Origin of the sequence: Nocardia sp. NPDC059240, assembly GCF_042753865.1 — a bacterium.
Classification (GTDB): Bacteria; Actinomycetota; Actinomycetes; order Mycobacteriales; family Mycobacteriaceae; genus Nocardia.
Window position 1 is genome coordinate 621291 of record NZ_JBHZAC010000005.1, and the last position, 26022, is coordinate 647312.

A 26022-nucleotide genomic window follows, 5' to 3' on the forward strand; every position below is an offset into this window, starting at 1 on the left:
GCTTTCCACGGTCCGCCCCTATCCGGCGACTACCGGCAGCGGGACGGCATCGATGAGCGCACGGGTGTACTCGTGCCGAGGATCCGCGAAAATCTGTTCGGCGGCACCGTATTCGACGATCTTCCCGCGATACATGACCGCGATGTCGTGCGCGAGATTGCGAACCACCGACAGGTCGTGGGACACGAACAGATACGACAAACCGCGCTGGGCTTGCAGGTCGCGCAGCAGATTCAGCACGCCGGCCTGGATCGAGACGTCCAGCGAGGAGACCGGCTCGTCCAGCACCAGGATCTCGGGGTCCAGGGCCAGGGCTCGCGCGACATTGATGCGCTGCTTCTGACCACCGGAGAAGTCGGCCGGATATCGGTCGGCGTGCTCGGGTCGCAGGCCGACCAGACGTAGCAGGTCCCGAACCCGGCTCTGAATCTCGTCGTGCGGAAATCCGTTGATGCGCAACGGCTGGGCGAGCGCATCGAAAATTGGCAGACGGGGATCCAGTGAGGACGCCGGATCCTGGAACACGATCTGCATTTTGCGCCGGATCTCACGGCGGCGCTCGTGGGTGAGCTGCGAGGTGTCGCTACCGAGCACCTCGATGGTGCCCGCCTGCGGCGTGACGAGATCCATGATCTGGGTCAGGGTCGTGGACTTGCCGGAACCGGATTCGCCGACCAACGCCAGGGTACGACCGGCGCGAACCTCGAAGCTGATCTCGTCCACGGCGTTCACCGCGCCGACCCGGCGACGGAACACCACGCCCTTGGTGAGCGGGAAGGTCTTCTTGAGATTCGAAACCCGCAGCACCACGGTGTCATTCGCCGCTGCGACCTGTTCCGCCGAACTGACCTCGCGCCGGAAGGCGGTGAAGAGCTCGGCCGTGCCGACCTCGGCGGTACGGATGCATGCCGCCCGATGTCCGGGTTCGGTGTCCTGCAGCGGCGGTTCCGCGGCTAGGCAGTCATCGATGGCGATCGGGCAGCGCGGCGCGAAGGTGCAGCCGACGGGTAGGGCGTGCATGGCCGGGGGCGCGCCGACGATGGGTATCAGTGGTAGCCGCGCGGGGCCGTCCATGCGCGGAATGGAACCCAGCAACCCGACGGTGTAGGGCATCCGGGGCGCATTGAAAATGTCAGCGGCACGCGCGGTTTCGACGATCCGCCCGGCGTACATCACGGCTACTCGGTCGGCGATGGTGGCCGCGATCCCCATATCGTGGGTGATCATGACGACGCCGGCGCCCGTGATGTCGCGGGCCTTCTGCAGCAGGTTGAGGATCTGCTTCTGAACCGTCACATCCAATGCGGTGGTGGGCTCGTCGCAGATGATGAGGTCGGGATCGTTGGCGATCGCGATGGCGATCACCACACGCTGGCGCATGCCGCCGGAGAACTCGTGCGGAAAGGCCCTGGCGCGCAGCGCCGGATCCGGGATGCCGACCAGATCCAGCAGTTCGACCGCCCGTTGTGCCGCCTCCTGCTTGCTCATCTTCCCGTGCGCGAGCAGAGCTTCCGCGATCTGATCGCCGACGCGATAGACGGGGGTCAGAGCCGAGAGCGGGTCCTGGAACACCATCGAGATCTTGCTGCCGCGCAGAGTCGACAACTGCCGGTCGCCCATGCCGATGAGTTCCTGCCCGCGCAAACGGATGGAACCGCGCACGCGGGCCTGGTCCGGGAGCAGTCCCATGACCGCCAGCGACGAAACGGATTTGCCCGAACCGGATTCCCCGACGATGGCCAGCACCTCACCGTCCTGCACGGTGTAACTGACCCCGCGCACGGCGTCGATGCGCCCCTCTTCACCGGGGAACGAGACGTGCAGATCGGCGACCTCGAGCAGTGGGGCGGTAGTGGCGCGACTCGTCTTGTCCGTCATGCCTGGGCCTTTCCGGTGGTGTCGCCCTTACGATCCTTGCGCCGCGAACGCGCCCCCTGTGCACTCGGATCGAAGGCGTCCCGCAGACCGTCGCCGACCAGGAAGGCACACAGCACGATCGCGATCAGAATCCCACCGGTGAACATGAACAGCCATGGGTAGGTGAGCGCCGATTTGGTGCCCGACGCGATGAGCGAACCGAGCGAGACGTCCGGCGGTTGAACGCCGAATCCCAGGTAGCTGAGCCCGGTTTCACCCAGGATCGCGGATCCGACGGTAAGGGAGGTGTCGATGATCAGGATGGATGCGATGTTGGGCAGGATGTGCGTGGTGATCACGGTCCAGGTGGACGCACCCATATACCGTGCGGCCCGGACGAATTCGCGATCCCGGAGGCCGAGTGTCATGCCGCGGATCATGCGGGCGCTGATCATCCAGCCGAAGCCGGCGAGCAGGATGATCAGCAGCAGGATGCTACCGCTGCCCTTGGTCCGGGGCGCGAACAGCGCCACGATGATGAAGCTCGGCATCACCAGCAGCAGATCCACCACCCACATGATGACCGTGTCGGTCACTCCGCCGATCAGCCCGGCGATCGAGCCGGCGAACGACGCGATCACCGCCGCTATGAACGCCACCGAGAAACCGATGATCAGGGACTTCTGCAGGCCGCGCAAGGTCTGCGCCAGCACGTCCTGGCCGATCTGGTTGGTGCCGAACGGGTGTCGTCCGCTGGGCGGCTTCAACAGCGCCGTGTAGTCGAGTTGCTGGTAGTCGTACTTCAGGAACGGTGGCACCGCGAAGGCCACGATCACCATCAGCGCCAGGACCACCAGTCCGATGATCGCCGGCTTGTTACGGAGGAAGCGTCGCAGCACCAGCTTGCGGCGACCGGCTGCCGCAGGTTCCGGATTGCCGCCGACGATGAGTTCGGTCTCGGACATCAGGCACGCACCCGGGGGTCGAGAATCGCGAGGACGATGTCCGACAGCAGGCCGGACAGCAGGATCACCAGGGCGACGAAGGCGGTGATCGTCACCACCGGGTAGAGGTCCTGGAGATTGATGGAGTCGACCAGCCATTCACCGACGCCGTGCCATCCGAAGATCTTCTCTACGAAGGCCGCACCGGTGATCAATCCGCCGAATCCGTAGGCGAACAGCGTCGCCATGGGGATCAGCGCGGTCCGCAGACCGTGTTTGTACAGTGCCCGGGATCGGGTGAGTCCCTTTGCTCGCGCCGTCCGGATGAAGTCGCTCTGCAGCACATCCAGCATGGCGTTGCGCTGATAGCGGCTGTAGCCGGCGGCTGCACCGAGGATCAGGACGAGGGTGGGGACCGCCATGTGCTGTACCCGGTCGACGAATTGATTCCACGCGCCGTGCACCGCGTTCGCCGAAGTCTCGCCCGTGTAATAGAAGATCTGTGTGCCGGCCGACGTGTTGATCTCCAGCGCACCGTATTTCAGGAGCGTCGCGAGCAGGAACACGGGCGTGCTGAAGATCAGCAGAGACAGGATGGTGGTGAGGTAGTCGCTGAACTTGTACTGCCGGATCGCGCCTGCCGCACCGACGAGGATGCCGAGCAGGGTGCCGAGCACCGATCCGATCAACACCAGCCGCAAGCTGACCCCGATCCTGCGGGGGAGCTCCTGGCTGACCGGCTGACCGGCCAGGGTATTGCCGAAGTCGCCGTGCAGCACTACGCCTTCGACCCATTCGCCGTAGCGCTGCGGTATCGGCATGTCCAGCTTGAGCTCTTGGCGCTTGGCGTCGATGACCGATTGTGGCGGACGCGGATTGCGCTGTTCCAGGCTCTCCAGCGGATTGAACGTGAGCGACGCGAGCGCGAAGGTGAGGAACGATGCCAGCACCAGCAGCACGACATAGTTGAGCGCACGTCGCAGCAAAAATCCGGCCATCATTCCCTTTCGGGGTCGAGTACTGACCCCAGATCATAGGGACAGGAAACCGTAAACGCGGGGTACGGAGGGGAGACGCTCCGGCAATCGGTGTGTTATTGCGCGTGGCTCTGGGAATGCAACCTGGCGGCAAGGGTGCGGCAAGGTGGGTGACCGAAAGGTCTCGTTTGTACGGCATCGCCCGTAATCCACGGGCGCGGGCGTGAGCGCTCGAGGCAGGATGGAGTAGGTGACGCTCTTTCACCTGCCCAAACCCAAGATGGTCGCCTCCGATGTGGACGGCACGCTCATCGATCACCGTGAGCAGCTGAGCGCCCGCACGAAGGCCGCGATCGATGCCCTGCGGGCCGATGGGGTGCCGTTCGTGCTCGCTACCGGGCGGCCGCCGCGCTGGATCAGTCCGGTGGTCGACCAGCTCGGATTCGCGCCGTTGTGCGTGTGCGGCAACGGTGCGGTGATCTACGACAGTGACGCGGATCGGGTGCTGGATTCGAGCACGCTCGATATCGAAAACCTCACCTGGCTGGCCGATCTGGCCGAGCGCCTGCTGCCGGGCTGCGGGCTGGCGGCCGAGCGGGTCGGGGTCACCGCGCACGATGCCGCGACCCCGCAGTTCGTGAGTTCGCCGGAGTACGAGCACGCCTGGCTCAATCCGGACGACACCCAGGTGTCGCGGGCCGAGGTGATCTCCGCGCCCGCGATCAAGATGTTGATCCGACTACCGGGCACCTCCAGCGCGGTCATGCGTGCGACCCTGGAACCGCAGCTGGCCGGTCGCGCCGATCTCACCTACTCCACCGACAACGGCCTCATCGAACTCTCGGCTCCCGGCGTCAGCAAGGCCACCGGCCTGGCCACCATCGCCCAGCGCCTGGGCGTCCAGCATTCTTCGCTGATCGCCTTCGGTGACATGCCCAACGACGTCCCCATGCTGCTCATGGCCGGGCACGGCGTGGCCATGGCCAATGCGCACCCCGAAGCCATCGCCGCCGCCGATGAGGTCGCTGCCTCCAATACCGACGACGGCGTGGCCCGCACGCTCGAACGCTGGTGGTCCTGAACCTGTTCGGTTGACGCGCTGGCTATTTGGGTGACGCGCTCGGCATGATCGGGTCCTGGACCGCGCCGTAATTGTTCAGGACCGTGGTGACGATTCCGGTCAGCTTGTTGAAGATCAGTGCGCCATTGCTGAAATCGGTCCTGATGCCGTCCTGGACGGGATATTCATTGCTGGTCGGCAGGCCGAGAATGCCGGTGCCGGCGCCCAATTGCAGGAAGCGTTCCAGGATGCGGCCGACCACCGAGAAGACTTGGCCGGTCGGATTCGAATAGACGTAGCCGTTGGAGAATTCGCCGTACTGACCGCCGTCGGCGAGCGCCACCGGCTCCGTTTTCGGTTGTCCCAGTGGACCGTTCGCGCGACCCTGGGAGTCCCAGTAGCGAGCCACCGGGCTGCGGTCGAGCATATTGATGATCTTCTGGGTGAGATCGGCCAAGGCGGCGAGATCCGCCTGGTTGGCCCCGTTCGCGTCGGGCGCGGGGGAGGGCTGGGTATTGCCCGCGTTCTGACCCGGTCGGGTGCGAGTTGTCGTGGGCGCGACGGCATTCGGGCCGCCCGCCGCGTCCTCCGCGATCTGCCGGATCTTGTCCATCAGCGCGTAGGCGGCGTCACCGGGGCAGGTGGTGTTGCCGACATCGCGGTGTGCGAACACATTCGGCAGCTTGACCGCCTGTCCGAGAGCGAATTTCGTGTAGTCGCTGCCCTCGGAGTACATGGTGGTCGAGCCCTCCGGATCGATGCCGGCCACCTTCGCCCGCCAGCCGATGTACTTGCCCACCGCCTGGATGGAGACATCGGTGGGGGCCTCGTCCTCGTAGTCGCCCATGATCGCGACACCCGCGGTGTTGATATTGAAGCCGCCCGCGTGCGCGCCCTCGACCGGGCGATCCAGGCCGCCGTAGCGGCCCTCGAAGAGCTGCCCGTACTTGTCGACCAGGGCGTTGTAGCCGATGTCGCACCAGCCCAACGTCTTCGCGTGATACGCGTAGATGGCGCGCACGATGCCCGCGGACTCGGCCTTGGTGTAATCGTTGCGGCCCGCGGTGTGGTGCACGGTGATCGCGGAGACGCCGTCGTCGTAGGTGGGTTCCTCGCAGCGCAGCGATTCGTCCGCACCCCACTGGGCGCGGGTGATCACCTTCGGTCCGCCGCCCGGCAGTGGCGCGGCCACCGTGGAGAGGTTCTCGTCGATGCTGCCGCGGCCCGGATCGATCAGCACCGCGGCCAGCTTCTCCAGATTGATCTGCGCCGGATCGGCCGAACCGTCGTCCAGCGGTTTGGGTTCCGCGGGTGCGGCGACCGGCTTGCGGGTCACCAGCATCTGCACGGTCTTGGTGTTGCCGACATAGATGGGCTCGGTGCCGAGGCGCTGACCCGGCACCGGATGGTCGCGGCCGTTCTCGGTCTCGGCGTCGTACCAGGGGCCCCAGGTGCCGTCGGGACGCTGGGCGCGCAGCTTGGTGGTGGTGCCGGCCAGGTCCAGCGCGGTGAGCGCCACCATGCTGAACGGGGTGTCGCGGGTCAGCTCCTTGACCTGCGCGCCGACCTTGTCGACCAGATCATTCGGGACCGCACCCGCCGCGAGGGCGGGGGAGCGCAGATCGCCGGTCAGACCGGGCACCGGGTGCGGGCCCGGGGCGGCCGGATCGTCGGCGGCGGGTACCGGGGCCTGCGGCTCGGAATCGGCTGGGACGACCGGTGATTCGCCGGGCGGTGTGGCATCCGGACCGGGCTCGGCAATGAAGCCGGGTGCACCGGCGACGGGGGCGGTCGGCCTCGCGGCACCCGGGACGGCCTGGGCGGGCGAGGTCGGCTTGGAAGTGGCGGGAGTGCTGCCCGGCGTGGCGGGTAGGGCGGCTTGCGGCGTGACGGCGGGCGCGACCGGGCGGGTAGTGGTGGGCAGCGCGGCCTGCGGCGTAAGCGCCGGTGCGACCGGATAAGTCGTGGTGGGTGTCGCTGCCTGCGGCGTAAGTGCGGGGGCGGCCGGGCGAGTCGTGCTGGGCAGCGCGGGTGCGGTGCCCGGCGGTGGCGCGGAATTCAGCCTGGGGAGCGGGATCTCACTGGGTAGTTGCACGCCCGGAATGAGATTCGGCGGGATCGGGATGGCCCTGGGCAGCGGCAGCATCCGCAGATCCGACAGGTGGAGGTCGGGGAGGTTGAGGCCGGTCAGTTCGCGCAGCGGCAGGACGATATCGGGTGCCGAAGAAAGGGCGACTTCGGCCATTTGTGCAGGTATAGCTGCCAGATTGCTTTCGTCCGTGACCCGGACATCTCGGGAATCGCTCAGCGCCAGAATGCCAACGGGCGCTGCCAGGGCGAGGACGGTGACAACCGGGAGCGTTATGGCGTGTTTCGGTCTGCGATACGGCACGAGCATCTCCCATTCGAGGTAAATCCGTCTAACCGCGCCCGGAGTGCGAGCTTGCCACTCGGCGCATCAGCGATCACACTAGTCCCTACTGTCACATTCTCTGAACGTATGGTTGAGGCTTAGCTTTGGGTAACTCGAATGTAGCTTCGGCTCTCGACAGAACGGGTATGACATGCCGAACGGGTACCTAGCGCAGCGCCGTAGAAGGCGCGGTCTGCTCACCCTGTCCCTCGCTGTCGCAGCCACCACCGGCGGCACCGCCCTACTGCTCTGGGCCTGGCCCGACAACGCCTTCCTCTTCACCGCCGGCGCCGGACACGGCCGCGGCCTCAGCCAGAACGGCGCCTTCGACAAGGCCGTCGCGGGCTGGACCGCCGACCGCATCCTGGCCAACTACTACGCCGGCGCGGATCTCGCCGATATCGGCCCGACCACGGTCCGCGTCCGCCTCATGGAGCAGGACGACAAGACCCTCGACATCGCCTCCGACTCCGTCTTCTACGTCGCCGACCGGCGCGTAATCCCCGGCCAGGCAGCGCATTTGACGCCCACCGCCGCCGGCGCGGACGTCACCATCACCCAGGGCTGCGACGGCGCCAAACTCTGGGAGGGCTCCACCGACGACCCCTGGGCCTACCCCGTCACCGACGGCACCGACCGCCCCGCCGCCGAACAACTCGAAATCTGCGGCGGCAACGCCTACCGCGGCGTCCTCGGCGTGGCCCTCGACGGCGGTTCGCTGCGCACCGTCAACGACCTCGACCTCGACGACTACCTCAAGGGCGTGGTCCCCGCCGAAATGGTCCCCGGCTGGGCCGACCAGGGCGGCGCGGAAGCCCTACGCGCCCAAGCCATCGCCGCCCGCTCCTACGCGCTGGCCGAACAGCGCTACTCCTACGCCCAAACCTGCGACACCACCGACTGCCAGATGTACGTCGGCACCGACAAGGAAGACCCCCGCACCACCGCCGCGGTCGAAGCCACCTCCGGCAAGGTCCTCACCCGCGACAACCACCTCCTCCGCGCCGAATACTCCGCCGCCCCCGACGGCGGCCTCCCCACCCCCGCCTCGGCAATGGAAATAGGCCCCGCCCTCACCGACTTCCCGGCCGCCCAAACCCCAGGCCTTCCGAGCCTCCCCTTCCTCAACCCGCCCCAAACAAACCCGGCCCCAACGGAAGCCGATCCGAACACACCTGCGGCACCGGACGCAGTCACCCCGGATCCGACTTACGCCGACCCGACCTATACCGACCCCACCAACACCACACCGGGCACCGAAACCCCCGCCGTCCCAGGCAATTCCACCCCGGCAACCCCGGTCCGCCCCACCCCCAACAACCGCAGCCGGGTCAATGTCCCACTCCCGGCCTTCCCCAACCCGGGCAGCGCCGACCCGAATTCGCTACTGTCCGACTCGCATTGGGCACCGGACCCCGCGACCCCGGAGATTCCCGTCCGTCCGGCCATGCCCTCGGCAACCCCGGCCCCGCGCACAGCCTCCACCCCGACCCCGCCCACCTCGCCCAACCCGAACTCCGTCACGGTTCAGATCGCGCCCGCTGGTAATCGGAAGTAGCTCCACGAGTCTCTCTGTGCTGCAAGGAAATACGAAAAGCAAGAGCTTGACGGATTCGATGACGGATTCGAGCCACCGGCTATTCCATTCAAGAACTCGCGGGTAATAACGCCGACTTGTTTTAGTCGGATTTATTGCGCGAGAGACAAACTGAGTACCACCTGTCGCAATGTGTATACTCCGGTCGTTGACCTTGAATTGAAGGTGTTGTGCCCCAGGGCATCACGGGCAGGTGGATGTATGCGGTAGGTCGGTGCGCACCGTCGCGGCATGGGGGCCGCGCGGAGGATGTTGCTGTCGTGGGGGTCGAGCAGGCTCGGCGTAGTGCCCTTTTGCCACCATCGACTCGTCGGCGGTCTTTCAGGACCCGGTCGGGTCGATGGTTGGTGGTCCGCTGTCGGCGGATTCATGGAAGGGGTAAGTGCACCGTGTCCGCAAATGCATTGGCCGCGTGGTTCATGCAAATTTTTGATCCTGAAACGTTGGACCTGGTCGCAGCGCGACTGGATTTCGAACTGGCCGAGCGCATCGTGTGCGGCACGGCCACCGTTGCCGACCTCTTCCTGGCGTCGGAAGCGGTCGGCTGGGATCTGGGCGAATTACTGCCCGCTTCGCTTGACGAGCTGTACCGCCCGATCCATCACCTCGATGGGCGAGACATCGAGTGCATCGCATAGCGCGAAGAGCTGATGCATATCCGGTGAGCGTTCGCCGTTCTCGAAGCGCTGGATAGTACTGACGGCGACACCCGAGGCCGTCGCCAATTGGGGTCTCGTCAGGCCGCGCCGCCCCCGGGCAGCGCGCAGCTCCTCGCCCACCGCGCGGTTGATGCCGTCGTGGAGGTCCCGCAGTTCCATACGGACCATGATGAGGTCCAAATGGAATTTGGGCAAACACTCCAGGCTGTGAATGTGCTGGGAGTCGCATCAAGGTCACGATTAGGCAACAGGTCCGTTCGGACTTGATACCGGTCCGTTTGGACCTTAGCGTGGCCCGTATGGACTTGCTAGATCAACAGACGGCCGACCGCATCGCGCATGCCATGGGTGCAGCAGGCCTCGATGTCGAGCAGTTGGCCGCGCGAACCGGCCTCGACGCCGCGGTGCTGACCGCCCGCCTGGCGGCCGCCTCGCCGTTCACCGTGGCCGAATTGGTGCTGGTCACTGTGGTGTTGGACTGCGATTCCACGCAGCTGCTGACGCGATCGGGGTCGGCCGATGTCTGAGATCGACCCGGATCAGCTCTACATCGACGTGCCGGCATTGCGCGAGCTGGTCGCGTTGCTGGGCGGGATACCGGATCTCGCCGAGGATCTGGAGGACGCCGTCGCCGGACGCGTGCGTCTGGGCGCCGCCAATACGCGACTGAGCGCGCGATCCGGTGATCAGCCTTTGCCGTTCAGTGTGGGCGCCGCCGCTGCGCGCGACCATCTGCACGCGGTGTTGGTCTCCTGGGTTCGCCTGGTCTGTGAACAGCGAGCGATCGACTACGCGGGAGGTACCTCGACTCCCGATCTGGCCCGCTGGTTGGCCGCCAAGGTGATCGCTTTGGCCATGACCGAAGGCGCCGACACCGCTCCGGCCGAGATTCGGGCGGCCGTCGTCGCGGTCGAACGCATCGTCTGCCCACCTCCGACGCCGATCGTCGTATCCGTCGACGCACTGGAATCCGCACGCCGCGCCCGCCTCAGTGCTTCGGGAATCGCCACCCTTGCAAAGGAACTCGGCGAGCCAGTCCGCGCCGTGACGGTGCGCCGCATTCAGACGCTGCGTGATGCCGGCCGGGTCGCTCCGGTGCCCGGTCCGTGGGCGAAGGACTGGCCGGAGCAGTTCATCGTCGGCGAGGTGCTCGACGCGCACCTTGCGTTTCCGGTGCGCCGCCGCAAATCCACCGTCTCACGCAACGAGGTCCATCAGCCCCTGTTGCGGGTGGTGGACGGGGCGACCGACTGACCGGGTCCCACTGTTCTCTGCTCGCGACACGGCCGCCGCATCATCGCCTTCCGGCATGATCCGGCGGCCGTCGGCGTTCGTAAACCATTGTCTACCAGCAGGTTTAAAGAAAATTGAGCTTGGGTGTTGACATTCTGATCCGCTTACGTGAAGCTGATTGCAGCGCCACAGTTGCGCCTTCTCCCGAAACTCACCGGGATCCCCACTGCTTCAGCCGCTTTCATTTCCACGAAAGCATTCGACGGCCCTACCCGCATCTCCTTCCGCGGGTGGGGCCGTCCCATTTCCCGACCCCCCGCCCGGCGGTACGGCTTCGGCCACCGCCCGAAAAGGCGTGCCCGAAAGGTGATTTCGTGTGATCACAGTTCTGACCTGCCGCGGCACCGGGGAACCGCTCGCGTCACCGCGCAACCTGCTGACCGGGGTCACCGGCCGACTGGATCCGGGCAAGTACGAGATCGGGCCTGATGTCGATTACCCGGCCGCCATCGGGCCCGCCAACCCCGGTCGCGGTCTTTATGGATGCTCGGAACTGCAGTCGATCGATCGAGGCGTCGCGGCACTCGTGGCAGCAATCCATGCGACTCCCAACCAGGTCGGGATCCTCGGCTACAGCCTCGGTGCGCAAGTCGTGACCAGGTTTCTCGAGGCCAAGGCACGCGGTGAATACCCCGACTGTGAGATCGCCTGGGCCGCGAACATCGCCAATCCGCTTCGGCGTGAGGGTGATTCGATCGACGAACGGCCGATCGGATTCGGAATCAACGGCCAGCGCGGGGCGTGGCCCGACGAGTTCCCGATCTGGGAGGTCGCGAATCCGCTCGACGCCATCACCTCGTGCCCGGCGGATTCGCCGCTGCGTGCGCTCGCCGACACGGTGTCCGCCTTCGGTCTCGCCGAACTCGGCGGCTGGAGCGCCGATCTGGCCGATCGGCTGCGTCGCAATCGCTGGCAGCCCGCGTCTTTCGGGTGGTGGCTGCGTCCGGTGCGGACGTGGGAGCTGTGGACGCGCGCTGCCGCGCTCATGAGCGGCTACCTCGAGGGTGGAGCGCACAACATCGCCTACCTCGAGGGCGGCTACTGCGATCGCCTGGCGGCCATCCTCAACGACTTCGACCTACCGGAGAGGAGGTGAACAACGTGCTCACCATTGCCCAGGATCTCATCAAGCTCATCGGCGATCTGCTTCCGCTGATCCTGCCGCTGTTCGGTCTGTGACCGAGCTCTGAATATCCATGCCCTCGTCATCGGCGCAGGACACGAGGAGACACCATGACAATCTTCGGGATCGACATATCCAACAACAACGGCCCTGACGTCGACTTGGCGGAGGTCGCCCGCGAGGGATTCCAGTTCGTCTTCGCGAAGGTGACCGAGGGCGACGGATTCATCGACTACACCTGGCCCGCGTATCGGGATGCCGCGCACGCCAACGGATTACTGGTGGCCGGATACCACTATCTGCGTGACGACTGTGATGTCGACGCTCAGGCGGAGCTGTATCTCGCGCACCTCGGCGATGCCGCGATCATGGTCGACTTTGAAGCCGATTCCGGTGGGATCGAGACCTTCTGGGCCTTCGTGAACGCGGTACGCGCTCGTGGTCGGGCCGTCAGCCTGTCGTATATCCCGCGCTGGTACTGGCAGCGGATCGGCTCCCCCGATCTCTCGCGGGTGCCCGGCCTGATCCAGTCGAGCTACGTCTCCGGCTCCGGCTCCGCGTCCGCCCTGTATCCGGGCGACGACTCTCGATTCTGGGATGGATTCGGCGGCAAGACCATCGACCTGCTCCAGTTCACCGATGCTGCCGTCGTGGCCGGACATCGCGTGGATGCCAATGCCTTCACAGGCACCCTCGACCAACTCCGGGCACTGCTCGGAACAGCACCTACTACCCAGGGAGTTCTCATGGCACTCACCGACGAACAGCAGACGGACCTTTACTCGAAGGTGCTGGAGATTTGGGCGCAATTGCGCGGGCCGGATGGACAGGGCTGGCCACAACTCGGCCGAAATGCGCAGGGAGAGAGCCTGACCCTGGTCGACGCGGTGGCCCACCTGCTCGAAGTCCCCGTGGCCGGTCAGGCAGATCCGGGCAAGGTGGCGTCGTGAGCGTGCCCGGCGCGTTCGTGGCGCGCAATGCGAAGGCGGTGGTCTCGGTCATCGGCGGAATCGTCAATGTGCTGGCGGTCTCCGTCGCGCTGTTCCAGTTCGCACCGGTCGAATACGCCGGTGTGGGAGCCGCTTTGCTGGTGATGATGGAGGCCCTGCGCAGCGCCAATGTCTGGATCGTCAGGAACGAGCCGGCGCTCGTGGCCGCCATCGACGAGATCGTCGCGCCCGAGGCAGGGTGATCGCTTGTTCGACACGCTGCTACTGGCCGTGGCCACATTCCTCGGCGGCACCGGCACCTCGGCCTTCTTCAGCTGGCTGCGCGCCCGTCGCATGCAGCCGATGACCAGCTTGCGGTACGAGGTCGCGGCGGCCAAGAACGTGAACGACATCGCGCTCGAGACGCTCGCGCGAGTCTCCCAGGAGTTGCGCGACGTCACCGGCCGCCTCGACGCCGTAGAGGCGGCCCAGGAAGCCTCGATACGCGAATTGACCAGAGTCACAGGTCTTTTCCGTGAGGCCCTGGCGGTATTGCGGGGTGTGATAGAGGCCGCTCAGCACGGCCGGATCCCGGAACTGCACATGTCCAGAGAGTTGATGGACGAGGTCGAGTTCAACGGGGCCATCACCTGACGTCACCGAGCGAACCCGATGACAGGGAACCTTTGACGATCCGCACCGCCCGATCCATGATCTCGAGCGGCGAGATGTCGAGTGCGTTGCACAGCGCGAACAGCTGATGCATGTCCGGTGAGCGTTCACCGTTCTCGAAGCGCTGAATCGTACTGATCGCGACCCCCGACGCCTCGGCCAGCTGTGGCCGGGTCAGGTCGCGGCGTGCGCGAGCGGCCCGCAACTCGTCACCCACCGCGCGGTTGATGTCGTCGTGGAGTTCACGCAGTTCCATATGGAACATTGTGAAGTCCGGCCGGGTCTCCCAGCAAACAGCCAGTCTTGTGAACGTCGCTTGAATCAATGGCTCTACCAGTGATTTTCGATCGAGCGATCGTTTCGAAGCCCATGCGGCCAGCCCCCGGAAACCTTCCATCGGTTCCTGACAGCGGGTCGAGCTCGCCGCATGCCCGCCCCTGCGCTCCCGCGCCTCCCGTCGGTGGTCCCACGGTCGCAGGCCCGGTCGCAGCGCAGGGGCACCCAACTTCCCGTCCGACCAACTTTGGAGAGCAGAGCAATGCAGAAAGTGCGGTCAGCGTCGCCGCCGGCCCGGATCGAGAGCTTCCCGCCGGCGCGGTCGACCTCGGTCTGATTCACCCGTACGGGGCCTTGCAGTACGTCCCCTACACCGACGAAATCGTCAATACCCAGGCCTGATACCGGCCCCTCACACCCGCCCCTTCCGGCGCACCCGTCTCCCGCAGGTGGTCCGCGGTAGCAGACATCGGTCGTCACGCCGAAGGGGCGCAACGGGTCCCGTCCCCGACCTCCCCTCTCCGGGGACGGGACCCACCCCATCTCTCGAACCCGAGCCCGCAGTGGGCCCGGGATTTCGCCACGCCCTCGTACCGGAAGGTCTCCGAATCCGATGTCCGACAAGGAAGTTCTCGAATCCATCCGCTTCGGCAACCACCAGCCCGCTACCGAGTACGTGAAAACCGATACCGGCCAGCTGGTCACCCCCGAATTCCTCGCCCTGATCCAGCAGTCCCTCTCCGGCAAGCTCTCCGAACATCGCGACACCGAGGAGCTCTCCCCGGAAGTCCGCGCCCTCGCCGAGGAACTCTCCGTCATCCACCTCCCGGAATGGCAGAGCGGAGTCGGCCGAAAGCTCGCCGAGCCCACCGTAACCAGCATCAAACAGGCTGTACGCGTTGCTGAATACCTCGTAAAGCGCGGCGTCCGAGTCGATCCCGAGCTCGAGGAAATCCGCTGGACCCCCACCCCCGGCGGCCAGCCCGGCGTCTTCGACACCGGCATCCACATCACCAGGGACGCCGCCGGCAACTGGCCCGCCCCCGACCCCGAAGACTTCTACAACCTCGAAGACATCCAGGTCACCAAGACCGACGAGGGCTTCTGGTCCGCCACCCACCCCCGCGGCCTCGCCGCCGAAGCCCCCACCAAAACCGACGCCTACGCCGCCCTGGTCAACCAACTCCGCCAGCGCATCGAACAAGCGCGGCACGCCCGAGATGAGTGATCATGACGATGACTTCGTCCAAGGCTGCCACCGGTGAGGTTCACGATCTCTCGGTCAGATCGAGCGCTGACGCCGTACAACAGTTCGCGCGAATAGTTGCCGGGCAAGATCTACTCGCTTCTGCTGGTAGCCAGTCTATTCCAGGCCTCCAGCCGATCAGCGTTCGGATCCAGGACCCATACGCGCCCGGTGGCGATTTGGGACCGACTCCCATAGTCCCGATGCACAAGGACCCTGAGACCGGCCAGATGGTCCCCGGACTCAACCCTGCGGACATCCCTCGCCCACAACCCGAACCGGCCAAACAACCTCCCGCGAATCCGCAATCGGCTCAGCAGCCGCAACCGAATTCGCAGCAACCAGCGGTGCAATCAGGCCAGCCCCAGGCGGCGCAACCTGACGCCTCGCAACAACAGCCGGAGACCGTCAGTGTCGTACCGGCAGGTGCAGATGAACATGTCTTCGGGTTGCCCGACGTCACAGGCCATAAGGAAGGCGACACCTGGGAAGAGGTCCTACCTCCAACGCCCGGCAATCCCAACGGGATTCGCCGAGTAAACACGATCCCTTTCGGCAACGGAACCCAAACCGTCGACCAGGTCATCTACAACGCCGACGGAACCATCACGCGCTCACGCGTAGTCGCCAATGGCCTGGGCGGCTACCAGCGTTGGAACAACGATTCCACCGGCGCCGGGTCCTACATCGACAAGCGCACGGCGGACGCAGATTCCTATATTCAGTCGTTCTCCCCCGGACAGTCGACTTCTGGCGCGCCGAGTCGTGAATCCGGTACCAATGCCGACTTCAGCAAAACGTATCAGCCTGAATATGACGAGAACGGAAACTATCTCGGAATCAGTCTCGGAGTCCGAAACGATAAGGGACTCTACGACAATCAGTTGCAGGACCAATACGGAAATACTTGGTTCAACCGGACAATCGTAAATCCCGGTGGCGGCATCGAAAGTATCCAAGCAGGACAGGTTGATATCGAAGGCCGCGGCTGGTGGCTGGACGAAAAGAACCGCCGCTGGGAACTCTACAAGGATGACAACGGGAATCCTGCGCAGAGATACCTCGATCCTCAGACCCGAGGGTGGAGCTTCATCCATCAAGACGGTGCGAACAAGAAGAACGAGACGTTCGACGCCTCCGGTCGACTGTTGAATTCGCTGACGACCGGTCCCGCCGGCAATGTAATCGGATCGCTGGAGCGTGCGGGTGGTCTCCTCATCGAGGGACGGCCTGGAAAAGACGGAAAACTCGACTACAAGTTCAAAGACGAGAGCAATGGCCGAAGCCGGAGAGGCACACTTTCCTACTTGCCCGGCGGAGGAATGCGGCTGTACTACGGCGACGGCTATGAAACGGTCGAGTACAACAAGTTCGGCGCCGAGGTCAAACGATACAACCGCCAGGGGGACCGTTCCTTCAACGAGTGGATGAGCCACGAGTTCGCCCTCACGGCCGTTCATATGGTAGGGGGAATTCTCGAGGGACTCGGAGGCCTGACCGGTATCAACGATGTCATCAACATGGCGGGCACGGCAATCGGCTACAACCCTCACCTCGCCACCAAGAAGGAAATCCTCGACGGAACTTCACAGGGCGTAGACAACTTCGGGCGCGCAGTCCTCCTACATAATATGACAGCAATTCGAGAACTTGCGGTGTACAGAGCGGGCGGTCAGAGCCTGGGAGATGCCATCTCGAGAAGTGTCCCCAGCTACCTCGCTGCACTGAACGAAGAATCGAAACTCCTCATCGGGACTGACTGGTCCGGCTTCCGTGACAACCCCGGCGCAGTTATGGGCTCAGCAACCGTTGGGATCGCCAGTTGGATGATTCCGACGAAAGGCATCCGATCGATTCCAGTTAGGGCGGAACTAATCGACGCGCAACCGTCTGCTCATATATCTTCCGGTCGACCTCCTGTAAGCGGACCGCGAGGCAATCTTGCCGCCCAAACAGTGGATCGAGAGCCTCCTGTTTATGAAGCGAAGATAACAGGGCTGATTGTCGCCGATAAGTGGATTGAAGCGCGATGGCGGGAATGGAAATCGGGTGGACTGCCGCCGGACGGTCCACAATTCGCGGTTGCGGGCGTTTCGCCGCGGTACATCGGCAGCCCCGGTCAGAGGAATTGGTTGGAGGGCAGCCGATTCGAGCAGCGTAGTCGAGGCACTTCCTCGTCGGCGCCTAAATGGAATGTCCCAGATGATGTCAAGAAGACCCCCGAGGACTTCGATTCCATACCCGAATATCAAGTCTGGCTTGCAAACAACTATAAGGGATATCGAAAGGCCTATTACCAGAAGAATGGACATCGTCTGGATACCGAGGTGCATGATCACACGGGCACGACTCCGCCGCAGCTAAAAGAAGTTTCTCCAGGTGTTTGGGATCTAGCAGACAACGGTCCTCGACCTTTGCGGCCGCACTTCGGTTCGATCCGAATCGAGAAGAGCCGCAGTAATTCTGACGCGGAAACTACAAAGATCATGGATCCGAAAGCTCACGATCGGCGTGTTTCGACGGATGCATCGACGGCACTCAAGAAACTCAAGCTCGAGGCACGAGCGCTCCATGACCAGTATCCGACCGTCAAAAATAAAGCAGATTTGGACAGAAGGATCGCAGACTATAAGCCCGCACATCACCTAGCGACGAAGCAGGCGGAACTATACGGTGAGACGGTATGGCAAGAAGCGGTGGTTCCTGATAACTACTCAGGATACAAGAGGGTCGAGGTGGAAGGGCCCGCTAACGGTAACGACAGGTTCGATGGCATTCTCTCGAGGTTAGACGGTGAATATATTATCGCCGAGATCAAGGCCGATAGGAAAACTGCCCTGAATGAGCGTATTCTGCCAAGTGGGCAGAAGTCTCTCGAAGGAACTCGGGAGTATACATTCAGTATCTTGCTTGCGATGATGAGGAGCGGCGGAGAACCGGCCAAGGTTGCCTGGGAACTGTTCGAAGCGTATCTCCAGAACAAACTCAGGTACCTTGAGATTCGGGGGAAGAGTATCGTCTTCACTGACGCCGCTGGGAACAGGATTGGGCGCTATGATGGATATCTTGTCCGAGATTTCGACCTCAGTAAGGGCGGCGCACCGTGAAAGAAACTATTCCACATCATGGCCACTCGACGAATTCTGATCGGAGACGAGCGGAAGATCTCCAATCGCATCTGGCAGCGCTGATCGAATCGGTCGAGGATATTCCTGAATCGGTAGGATTTGCGTTCGGAACCGCTCTCCTGACCATGCAATGTAACTGTTGGGTGGATCGTGATGCGAAGTATTTCAAGACCTGTGAGTCCTTTGCTACGGCTATGCAATTGGGCGCGGCGATGTTCGCTGTTTCCGGATCCCCTTCAGGGGAGCTGCGAGAATCTCTGATCGCGGGGAAAGTGCGATCGCTTCCTACGATAGGGGCGAATAGTTTCGCTAATGTCGAAAATTGGATTACTGCATTCTATCTGGCGATAGTATGTAGAGATCAAGCGCGTATGAATGAACTCTGCCGGATCTCTTCCGGGAGCCTCCGCACCAGCGGCGCTGCTGATGAATTTCTCTATCTCTGGATGGATACTTTGCAGAAATTCTGGCTACAAGAAGATGGTCTGTATGCCAAACTTCAACAGACGATCGAGGCGTCATACGCGGAGGTAGTGGAGATTGCTTCGGAAGGGTTGCTTCAGACCATCCTGTATCCGCCCATTCACATCTTGCACTGTCTGGTGTTCGAGGGTGAAACGCAGTTCAATATCGCTCTCAAAGATGCTCTCGAACTTCACAAAATATATTGGACATCAGATATTGATCGCCTATCGGATGTTGCTGGGAGTATCGCTCTCGCGCCTTTGGCGATGGCTTGCATTGCATATGACATGAATATCCCGGTAAACGTCGAGTCGAGCTATATTCCTGAGCTCGTCTTGAATGGCAACTGGCTGGATGGATTTCCGATCTGACAACGAAAGGATATTGCTTTGGGTGAGCGAATTTTATTCGCCGGCATTGAAGCGGCATTGGTCGACTTTCTCAGTCCCCGTCTCGCCGAGTCTGCGGGTGCGGCGGTACCTGTTTTGATGAGAATTCCCGATCCGCGGCCTTCGCGCTTCGTTCGTGTCTCGCGCAACGATCGTAAGGGGCGATTGGACGTAGAGGACCAAGTAGGGAGCCGCGGCGCAAACCTGATCCTGGATCGCCCCCGTGTTGTGTTCGAGTGCGTCGACGATTCCGGTGGTGCAGCCGATCTGGCGGCCAAGGTTCGGAGCATCATCAATGCCGCCGCTCCGGGTTATCTTGGCACCGTCTGGTGCGACTACGTCGCGGATGCAGGCGAAGAGAACGACATTGATCCGGTGACTGCCGCTCCGCGGTACACGATTGTCACCGACTTGATTGTGCGGGGCAAAGTTCTCGCCTGACTGCGGGCTAGTGGCAGTCGAAACTGAATGATCCGATCCCTAGGGCCTGCGCAAATCCCAAGGGAGATAACGAAAATGGCTCTGCCTTCCAGCAAGTACATTGGCGCCGGCACTCCGAACATCGCCGTTACCGGCGGTGTTCTGGTCGCGCCGCTGGCTACCGCGCTGCCGACCGGTGCCGCGGGCACCATCGATCCCGGGTTCAAGGCACTGGGTTATGTGTCCGAGGACGGCATCGAATCGATGGGTGAGCGCAAGATCGAGTCCGTGAAGGACTGGAACGCCGATATCATCGCGCAGCTGCAGACCGAGCACTCGGTGCGATTCGGTCTGACCCTGTACGCGGCGTGGGACAAGGACGTGCTGAGCGAGGTGTTCGGTTCGGGCAATGTCGTGCCGACCCCCGCCACCTCCACTTCCGGTGCGCTGTACACGGTCAAGGAGACCGGTTCTCCGCTGCCGCGCCGCGCTTGGGTCTTCGACATGCTCACCGAGGACAAGAAGCTGCGGATCGTGCTGCCGAACGCCAAGATCACCTCGGTTACCGAGAAGAAGTTCGTGTCGAATGCCCTGGCGGGCTTCACCATCACCGTCGAAGCCTTCAAGGACGACGCCGGTGTGAAGGCGTACCGCTACCTGGACGACGGCAACAAGACCGCCTGATTCCGACGGTATTCACCGTCGAACACCACGACGGGGTGACAACCCCGGGTTTCTCACGGGGTTGAACCCTGTCCTCTGACGGCTGCGGCCGTCCTGCAAAGCCCCCAACGGCGGCGGTCATTCCAAACCTATGCGCAGGCCCGCCGCCGCCGTTGGGCCTTCAGTCATTCCGAGTCACTCCCAACCATTACCTCTCAACGAAAGGGTCTGCGTACCAATGACTTCCCCGAAAGCCCCCATTGCGATCACCACTCCCGTCAAAGTGAAGGACGACTTCCACTACCGGGTCGACGGCATCGACATCGAGCTGCCGTCGCTGACCTATCTCAAGCCGGGTCTGGTTCGCCGGATCCGCCGCCTGGGCGATGTGGACGCCATGTACACCCTGCTGGAGCTGGCGGTCTCGCCCGAAGCGCTTGCGGCCCTGGACGATATGGATCCGGATGCCTACCACGAAATGTTGGAGGCCTGGCGCGCGCACTCGGGGATCAGCCTGGGGGAATCCTGAGCCTCGATGCCCTTCTCGAAGAGCATTCCGAGGCAATCGAATACGACCTGATTGCCCTCGGCCTGCGGTTGCGTCAGCTCGGCGGTGAAACGCTGAGCTGGAGCGATCTGAAGGCCATAGTCAAATTCCTGCCGCCTGATTCGGCATTGATGCGCACCATGCACCCCGAAGCCCACCGTTGGCGGCTCGACCAGTACCTGCTCGCGGAGATGGCCGACTGCCTGCGCTGGCTGGTGTGGTCCAAGAGCGACGACGCCCGCAACGGGCGCAACCGACCCGAGCCGATCACCCGCCCCGGCGTCGAGTCCGGCCGGGAACGCGTGGGAACGGCGATGGGCGTCGAGCGGATCAACGAATTCCTCGGCTGGAGTGAGTGATTCCTCGCCGGTGGTCGAGCTCGGGCGCAATCGGCCCAGAAAGTGGATGTGAATTGTGGACAAGCAACGCCCACCGGCGATGACACTGCCGGACATTCTCGCGATGACGACCAGCGGGCAGCCGGCTCCAGGGAAGCGGATCACGCTCCCCAGCGGCGCTCTCTGGGAAGGAGGTTCCACCCCGGGGACCTCCCTTGTCACGCTCCCCGACCAGGATCCGATTCTGGTCTCCGACAACGGATCCGGTGCACCCAACTCCCTGGTCGGCCGCTCCGGTCCCTTCACCGCACTGGCCCACGCCTTCGAGGAGGTGCTCGGCCATGTGCCGAACTTCTTCGCCGACCGAGTCGCATCGCAGGCCCTGAGCCTGCTGCGGGACACCTCGAAGAGCGACGAGACGGAAACCCGGATCGTCAAGTTCAGCGCCAAGACAACGCTGCTCAACCCCGCCAAGCGAGGCGGACAGCGTGGTCCGGAAGACAATGAGGACCAAGGCGATTCGGTCTTCGAACAGAACCCTGTACGGCGTGCCCGCGGCGGCCTGGTCTACAAGCCGGGCGATACCGTCGCGGACGGCGGCTTGGTGTCGGGCCCCGGTGGATCGTCCGCTGACCTGGTGCACCTGGCAGCCTCTCGCGGTGAGTACGTAGTCAACGCCGATTCGGCCGCTCGAGCGCTCTCACTGCTCGATGCGATCAATTCCGGCTGGGTGCCCTCGGCCGACTTCCTGGCGGGCATGCTGCCGAGCCTCACCGGAGCGGACGCGAGCCGCACCACTGCGCCCAGCAATCCGAACCAGTGGCGAGACCTGCTCGGCCAGGGTGTCATCGCGGATACGCTGGGTGGCTTGGGGAATGCCGCGGTCGACGCGGCTTCCTGGGCAGGCGCCGCGTTGGGCTCCGCCCTGGCCCCCATGTTCGGGCCGGGCGGCCTGCTCGCGGCTCGTCCCGGATCGGCGGCTTCAGCGTCCGTCCGCAACGGCGCAGATCTGACCGACTCCGGATCGGCTGTCCCGATGACGGCCTCGATTCAAGCGACCCCGTCCGCCACCCTCGGTTTTCTCGGTACCGCACAACCGAATTCGCCGACCGGTGCGTCCGGTGAGCTGGGCTCGCTGGCAGCGGCACTCGGCTCCGGAATCAGCGGCGCGGCCACTGCCGCGGGCAGCCGACTTGGCGAAATGCTCGGTGCCGCAATCCAGCCCGCCCTCGGCCCCTCCGGTGAGCTCGCGCCCGTCATCGGCGAACAACTCGGCCGACTGATCGGCTCGCAGTTCGGCACTCAGCTGAACACATCGCTGACCGTACAGGCCGGACTTGCTGGTGGACAGGCGAGTTCGGTGACCGGATCCGGTGCAGCAGCAGGAACCGCACCGGGTGCGGCAGGAGCCGGCTACAGCGATGGAGGTTCGGCACCCGAACCGACCCCGAACGACAATGGTGGCGGCGTCGTCGAAAATTCCGGCCCTGCAGGCTCGCCGAACGGCGGCAGTCCAGCCGGAGGGAACACCGACAACCAGGCGCACTGGGAATACCTGCCGGGCAATGAGGACGGCACGCTGGCCTCGGGCTGGGCCTACCTCACGCCGGAAACGAAGATCGCCGCCGTTCCTGGCATGACCACGCAGGCATTCGTCCCCGACAACGGCAAACCACCGCAGTGGGTGCCGGGCAAGACGGGTACCGGGTGGCTCGATGCGCTGACCGGAAATGCGGGTGGGGCCGGGGTTCAGGAACTCACCGACAACGGCCATTTCTACAACAAGAGCGAAGGAAACTTCACCGATCTGGTCACGCTGACTGCTGACAAGGTCGGTAGGGATCTGGGTACGGTGCTCGCGCCTGTACTCGGTGACCAGGCGCCGCAGACATTCGCGGATTTCGCCCGGATGGTGATGACTCCCATTGGGGAGGCATACAGCGCGGCCGATCCCAACCACGACTGGACCAACCAGATCGGTAAGAAGCTGAGCGACGCGTTCGGCATCGAGTGGAGTCCCACGGGTACTTCGGGATCCTCATCCGCGACGCAACCCAACGAACAGCAGCAGGTCGGCGTCGACGCTTTCAAATCCGGCATCCAAGGCCTGCAGCAGCACGGCCTACTCGGCGGCCTGACGGGAGCGATCTCGGGTGCGGGCTCGACCCTGGGCAGCCTCGCGGGCAACTTCCTCGGCACCCTGGCCGCGCCCTTCCTCGGACCTGCCGCGCCGCTGGGCCCGATCATCGGTCAGTTCGTGGGCTCGATGATCGGCGGCTCGATCGCCGAGGAATTCACCCGCCCCATCGAGTGGGCGGGCAATGCGGTGAAAGAGCTGGTGGGCACCGGATTCGGGCTCACCGATCTGGCCGCGGGCCCGGGCGGGCACACCGTCCGCGGCGATATCTACAACTTCAACGGCATGGACCCGAAGAGCGCCGGGATCGCGACAGAGCGGGTCCGTCGGCGCCGGGCCGTGGCGCAGCAACGTGGAGGAGGTTTCGGGCGATGAGCCACCAACTATTGGAAGCCCACGGCACGAAGGTGGTCGTGTGGGATGTCAACGGACGAGTGTGGCACCTGTCCGGAGTGAACTCCGGACGTGAGGGTGTGCGCTTGTCCCAGCAGACCGGCTTCATGTTCGCGCCGGTACAGCTGCTGGTGTCGGAGGGAGCGCGTCAGGACGGCGCCACTTTCATGCGATCGGTCCGCTCCAAGAAGGAGTGGGACTTCCTGGTCGCAATCTCGAACTCCGCGAAAGACGCCGGCACGGACCCGATCCGGGACTTCCACGCCGTGCACGATGCTTGGTTCCGTGGCTGGTCTACCGACAAGCCGGTGACGGTCGGGTACTACACGCGTCATCAGGGCTGGCGATTCCAGCAGGCGCAGTTGGATGCCGCGCCCGAGCCGGTCGGTGATGTGGATCCCGCGCGAAATGCCTTGGCGGTCTACAAGATGTCAGCCACCGCAATGGATCCGCTGGAGCGGCACTTCGACGAGAACTCGGTGTGGACCAATACCTCGGGCGTCGGCCAGGGCATCGTGCGCTTGCGCAATGCCGCAGATCAGCCGGTGTGGCCGCGCTACACCATGAACGGTCCCGGCAGATGGTCGATCCTGGACCCGTTTCCCAGTGTCCTGCCCCGGATGGTGCAGACCCCGACGCTGACCGCCACGCAGACCCTGCGGATCGACACGCACCCCCGTCATCGGACGGCTGTGGTCTACGACAGCGCCAGTACGAAAACGGTCAACGTGTGGGCACAGCTCGCGGGTCGCCGGTGGATGCAGTCGATGGACCCGTGGTCCTCCACCGCGATCACCGTGGCGGTGGACGGCGGCACCACCGCCTCCAGCATCATCGCCTCGGTCACCCCCCGATCCTCGAGGCCGTTCTGATGACCGCGGGCACCTGGGATCCGTACGACGAGGCGCGGCGGATGGACGAGCGGTTCCATGCCGATCAGGAGCAGGCGCGCAATCCGGATGTGCTGGTTCGCTATTGGAACAAATTCATGGAAGAGGTGGGGGAGGAGCACAGCTACCTCTCCTTGCAATTCACCTACCCGCGCAATTCCGCCGGTGGTCTCAAGATGATCTGCCCACGCGACATGGTGCACTTCGACCACCTGTTCAACAACGAGGATGGCGAGGACGCCACCATCCCGATCACCGTGAACACCAAGGGTTTCCGATGGGACGGGTACATCACCAAGGCGTCGATAGTCCGCGATGACAACGGTGTCGAAACAGTCGACATCGAGGCCATTCACGCCTGGAACCACATCGCCACCATCTGCTGCTGGGCATCGCCGTTCGCCCCGGTGCTGGCACAGTTCCCCCGCCACCACATCCTGTTCGGCCCGGTCCGGACGCTGGTGACCACGTACCTGTCGATGAACCTGATGCGGTTGCAGGCGCCGGGTTGGGCGCCCGCCGACGGTGCGAACACGCCGAAATGGAATGCGGGCAACACCCTCTTCCCGATCGCCGTGGTGCCGGTCGACCCACTGCACGACACCAGTCGCTGGAGTGCGGCCTCCGCACGATTCGACATGGCGGACAAGCTGTTCCAGCCGATGCTGGAGGACTCCGGCGTCATGTTGACCGCCCGGTTCTTCCTGCCAGGCGAGGACGAGCAGCCCGCCCCGGACTACTTCTACCTCGAGAAGCCGACCGTCGTGCTCGACACCGTCGACAAGTCCGGCGTGACCGGCAGCACCGGCACCCTCCTGGACGGAATCCAGTCCTGGATAGAGGAATTCGCCGATGATGGCACCACGCCGATCCGCTACCCGAATTTCGATTCGACGACCGAGTACGAGGCGGTCTACGGCCAGCCCGGCAAGTTCGGCACCACCAGGAACTTCCCGTGGGTGTGGTACTTCGAAGGGGAGTACTCGGGTATCGGTGCTTCCGAGATCGCGCTGCACAAGCCCACCGCGACCGATGTCATCATCGGCGGCCGTTCACCGGGTTGGGTGAACGCCGGCATCGAAGTCGTCATCAAGGGCCTGCTGTCGCTGATCGGCCTGGGCTGGCTGTATCGCGGTCAACTCAACGACGTGTTCCTGGCCTGGATGGTCTACCGGGATATGGAACGAGCCCGCCGTGCCGGTCCCTACGCCTTCCGCGAGCTGTACATCACCGGCAGTGACAAGGCCTTCAACCTCGACGGCCTGGTCGCCGCCCGCCAGGGCCTGCATCTGACTCGCGGCTACACCAGCCACAAGGTGACCATCGAGGACAACGCTCCGTACCTGCTGGGCAGGGATTTCGGGCTCGGCGATCAGATCGGCTTCGCCGTCGGCGAGCACGTGTTCACCGACTACGTGACCGAACTGACCTTCACCGACGATCGGCAGACCCCGTCCGTCTGGCAGATCACCGTCGGCGACGGATCCGACGAAGAGGACTCGGTCGTCAAGGCCTGGCAGCGGCTCGGCCGCGTCGCCGCGGCGATCAAGGATCTGTCCACCGATGTCGGCGCCGATCTGGACCTGCTCATCTTCTAATCCTCTGG

The 26022-nt window shown here is 64.0% G+C and carries 25 protein-coding genes; 19 read left to right on the top strand and 6 right to left on the bottom strand.

Annotated features, from left to right (window positions below):
• Nucleotides 1–18: 18 nt before the first annotated feature.
• Genes ACFXHA_RS21660 through ACFXHA_RS21670 form a run of 3 tightly spaced genes read right to left on the bottom strand, consistent with a single transcriptional unit; the run spans nucleotide 19 to nucleotide 3799 of the window.
• The gene (locus tag ACFXHA_RS21660; protein WP_379359357.1) at nucleotides 19–1878 is read right to left on the bottom strand and encodes a dipeptide ABC transporter ATP-binding protein; all 1860 of its coding nucleotides are present in this window, start codon (nucleotides 1876–1878) and stop codon (nucleotides 19–21) included.
• Nucleotides 1875–2822 (bottom strand): ABC transporter permease, encoded by a 948-nt coding sequence (locus tag ACFXHA_RS21665; RefSeq protein ID WP_379359359.1) that lies wholly within the window; start codon nucleotides 2820–2822, stop codon nucleotides 1875–1877. The genes ACFXHA_RS21660 and ACFXHA_RS21665 overlap by 4 nt, the downstream gene beginning before the upstream one ends.
• A complete protein-coding gene (locus ACFXHA_RS21670) occupies nucleotides 2822–3799 on the bottom strand; it encodes an ABC transporter permease (RefSeq protein WP_379359361.1) in 978 nt (325 codons plus the stop codon). The genes ACFXHA_RS21665 and ACFXHA_RS21670 overlap by 1 nt, the downstream gene beginning before the upstream one ends.
• 259 nt (nucleotides 3800–4058) lie before the next feature.
• On the opposite strand from ACFXHA_RS21670, the gene ACFXHA_RS21675 reads away from it, so the two are divergent.
• The gene (locus tag ACFXHA_RS21675) at nucleotides 4059–4859 is read left to right on the top strand and encodes an HAD family hydrolase (RefSeq protein WP_379359643.1); all 801 of its coding nucleotides are present in this window, start codon (nucleotides 4059–4061) and stop codon (nucleotides 4857–4859) included.
• 22 nt (nucleotides 4860–4881) lie between these two features.
• Here the strand turns inward: ACFXHA_RS21675 and ACFXHA_RS21680 are convergent, their stop codons facing one another.
• Nucleotides 4882–7083: an N-acetylmuramoyl-L-alanine amidase gene (locus tag ACFXHA_RS21680; protein WP_379359363.1), complete on the bottom strand. Its 2202-nt coding sequence runs from the start codon at nucleotides 7081–7083 to the stop codon at nucleotides 4882–4884.
• A 319-nt stretch (nucleotides 7084–7402) separates the two neighbouring features.
• Here ACFXHA_RS21680 and ACFXHA_RS21685 point away from each other — a divergent pair, with 319 nt between their 5' ends.
• Together ACFXHA_RS21685 and ACFXHA_RS21690 are read left to right on the top strand one after the other, a co-directional pair.
• Complete coding sequence (locus ACFXHA_RS21685; protein WP_379359365.1) at nucleotides 7403–8809, top strand: SpoIID/LytB domain-containing protein; 1407 nt, start codon at nucleotides 7403–7405, stop codon at nucleotides 8807–8809.
• Nucleotides 8810–9237: 428 nt separating this feature from the next.
• Nucleotides 9238–9486, top strand: coding sequence for a hypothetical protein (locus ACFXHA_RS21690; protein WP_379359649.1), 249 nt, complete (start codon nucleotides 9238–9240; stop codon nucleotides 9484–9486).
• Here ACFXHA_RS21690 and ACFXHA_RS21695 read toward each other — a convergent pair.
• Entirely contained in the window at nucleotides 9409–9675 is a 267-nt protein-coding gene (locus ACFXHA_RS21695) for a helix-turn-helix domain-containing protein (RefSeq protein WP_379359645.1), read from the bottom strand. The two genes, ACFXHA_RS21690 and ACFXHA_RS21695, sit on opposite strands and share 78 nt — an antisense overlap.
• A gap of 131 nt (nucleotides 9676–9806) precedes the next feature.
• Here ACFXHA_RS21695 and ACFXHA_RS21700 point away from each other — a divergent pair, with 131 nt between their 5' ends.
• The 6 genes from ACFXHA_RS21700 (at nucleotide 9807) to ACFXHA_RS21725 (ending at nucleotide 13506) form a co-directional block, all read left to right on the top strand.
• Nucleotides 9807–10034 (top strand): hypothetical protein, encoded by a 228-nt coding sequence (locus tag ACFXHA_RS21700; RefSeq protein ID WP_379359367.1) that lies wholly within the window; start codon nucleotides 9807–9809, stop codon nucleotides 10032–10034.
• Nucleotides 10027–10761, top strand: coding sequence for a hypothetical protein (locus ACFXHA_RS21705; RefSeq protein WP_379359369.1), 735 nt, complete (start codon nucleotides 10027–10029; stop codon nucleotides 10759–10761). Before ACFXHA_RS21700 ends, ACFXHA_RS21705 begins: the two co-directional genes overlap by 8 nt.
• Nucleotides 10762–11116: 355 nt before the next feature.
• The gene (locus tag ACFXHA_RS21710; RefSeq protein WP_379359371.1) at nucleotides 11117–11896 is read left to right on the top strand and encodes a PE-PPE domain-containing protein; all 780 of its coding nucleotides are present in this window, start codon (nucleotides 11117–11119) and stop codon (nucleotides 11894–11896) included.
• A gap of 137 nt (nucleotides 11897–12033) precedes the next feature.
• Complete coding sequence (locus tag ACFXHA_RS21715) at nucleotides 12034–12873, top strand: glycoside hydrolase family 25 protein (protein ID WP_379359373.1); 840 nt, start codon at nucleotides 12034–12036, stop codon at nucleotides 12871–12873.
• On the top strand, nucleotides 12870–13115 hold the full coding sequence (locus tag ACFXHA_RS21720; RefSeq protein WP_379359375.1) for a hypothetical protein: 246 nt from the start codon (nucleotides 12870–12872) through the stop codon (nucleotides 13113–13115). Before ACFXHA_RS21715 ends, ACFXHA_RS21720 begins: the two co-directional genes overlap by 4 nt.
• Before the next feature lie 4 nt (nucleotides 13116–13119).
• On the top strand, nucleotides 13120–13506 hold the full coding sequence (locus tag ACFXHA_RS21725; protein ID WP_379359377.1) for a hypothetical protein: 387 nt from the start codon (nucleotides 13120–13122) through the stop codon (nucleotides 13504–13506).
• Here ACFXHA_RS21725 and ACFXHA_RS21730 read toward each other — a convergent pair.
• Nucleotides 13499–13780: a helix-turn-helix domain-containing protein gene (locus ACFXHA_RS21730; protein ID WP_379359379.1), complete on the bottom strand. Its 282-nt coding sequence runs from the start codon at nucleotides 13778–13780 to the stop codon at nucleotides 13499–13501. The genes ACFXHA_RS21725 and ACFXHA_RS21730 overlap by 8 nt on opposite strands.
• 633 nt (nucleotides 13781–14413) lie before the next feature.
• Between ACFXHA_RS21730 and ACFXHA_RS21735 the strand changes: the two genes are divergently transcribed.
• The 10 genes from ACFXHA_RS21735 (at nucleotide 14414) to ACFXHA_RS21780 (ending at nucleotide 26014) form a co-directional block, all read left to right on the top strand.
• The gene (locus tag ACFXHA_RS21735; protein ID WP_379359381.1) at nucleotides 14414–15028 is read left to right on the top strand and encodes a hypothetical protein; all 615 of its coding nucleotides are present in this window, start codon (nucleotides 14414–14416) and stop codon (nucleotides 15026–15028) included.
• 2 nt (nucleotides 15029–15030) lie between these two features.
• The gene (locus ACFXHA_RS21740; protein WP_379359383.1) at nucleotides 15031–18153 is read left to right on the top strand and encodes a hypothetical protein; all 3123 of its coding nucleotides are present in this window, start codon (nucleotides 15031–15033) and stop codon (nucleotides 18151–18153) included.
• Nucleotides 18150–19010 (top strand): immunity 49 family protein, encoded by an 861-nt coding sequence (locus ACFXHA_RS21745; RefSeq protein ID WP_379359385.1) that lies wholly within the window; start codon nucleotides 18150–18152, stop codon nucleotides 19008–19010. Before ACFXHA_RS21740 ends, ACFXHA_RS21745 begins: the two co-directional genes overlap by 4 nt.
• A gap of 18 nt (nucleotides 19011–19028) precedes the next feature.
• Nucleotides 19029–19469, top strand: a complete 441-nt coding sequence (locus ACFXHA_RS21750) for a hypothetical protein (RefSeq protein ID WP_379359387.1) — start codon at nucleotides 19029–19031, stop codon at nucleotides 19467–19469.
• Nucleotides 19470–19544: 75 nt separating this feature from the next.
• Nucleotides 19545–20132, top strand: a complete 588-nt coding sequence (locus ACFXHA_RS21755) for a hypothetical protein (protein ID WP_379359389.1) — start codon at nucleotides 19545–19547, stop codon at nucleotides 20130–20132.
• A 217-nt stretch (nucleotides 20133–20349) separates the two neighbouring features.
• Complete coding sequence (locus tag ACFXHA_RS21760; RefSeq protein WP_379359391.1) at nucleotides 20350–20640, top strand: hypothetical protein; 291 nt, start codon at nucleotides 20350–20352, stop codon at nucleotides 20638–20640.
• 149 nt (nucleotides 20641–20789) lie between these two features.
• Nucleotides 20790–21017 (top strand): DUF5361 domain-containing protein, encoded by a 228-nt coding sequence (locus ACFXHA_RS21765; RefSeq protein ID WP_379359393.1) that lies wholly within the window; start codon nucleotides 20790–20792, stop codon nucleotides 21015–21017.
• Nucleotides 21018–21120: 103 nt separating this feature from the next.
• Complete coding sequence (locus ACFXHA_RS21770) at nucleotides 21121–23508, top strand: hypothetical protein (protein WP_379359395.1); 2388 nt, start codon at nucleotides 21121–21123, stop codon at nucleotides 23506–23508.
• Nucleotides 23505–24398 (top strand): phage tail protein, encoded by an 894-nt coding sequence (locus tag ACFXHA_RS21775; protein ID WP_379359397.1) that lies wholly within the window; start codon nucleotides 23505–23507, stop codon nucleotides 24396–24398. The genes ACFXHA_RS21770 and ACFXHA_RS21775 overlap by 4 nt, the downstream gene beginning before the upstream one ends.
• On the top strand, nucleotides 24398–26014 hold the full coding sequence (locus ACFXHA_RS21780; protein WP_379359399.1) for a phage tail protein: 1617 nt from the start codon (nucleotides 24398–24400) through the stop codon (nucleotides 26012–26014). Before ACFXHA_RS21775 ends, ACFXHA_RS21780 begins: the two co-directional genes overlap by 1 nt.
• The last annotated feature ends 8 nt before the right edge of the window (nucleotides 26015–26022 follow it).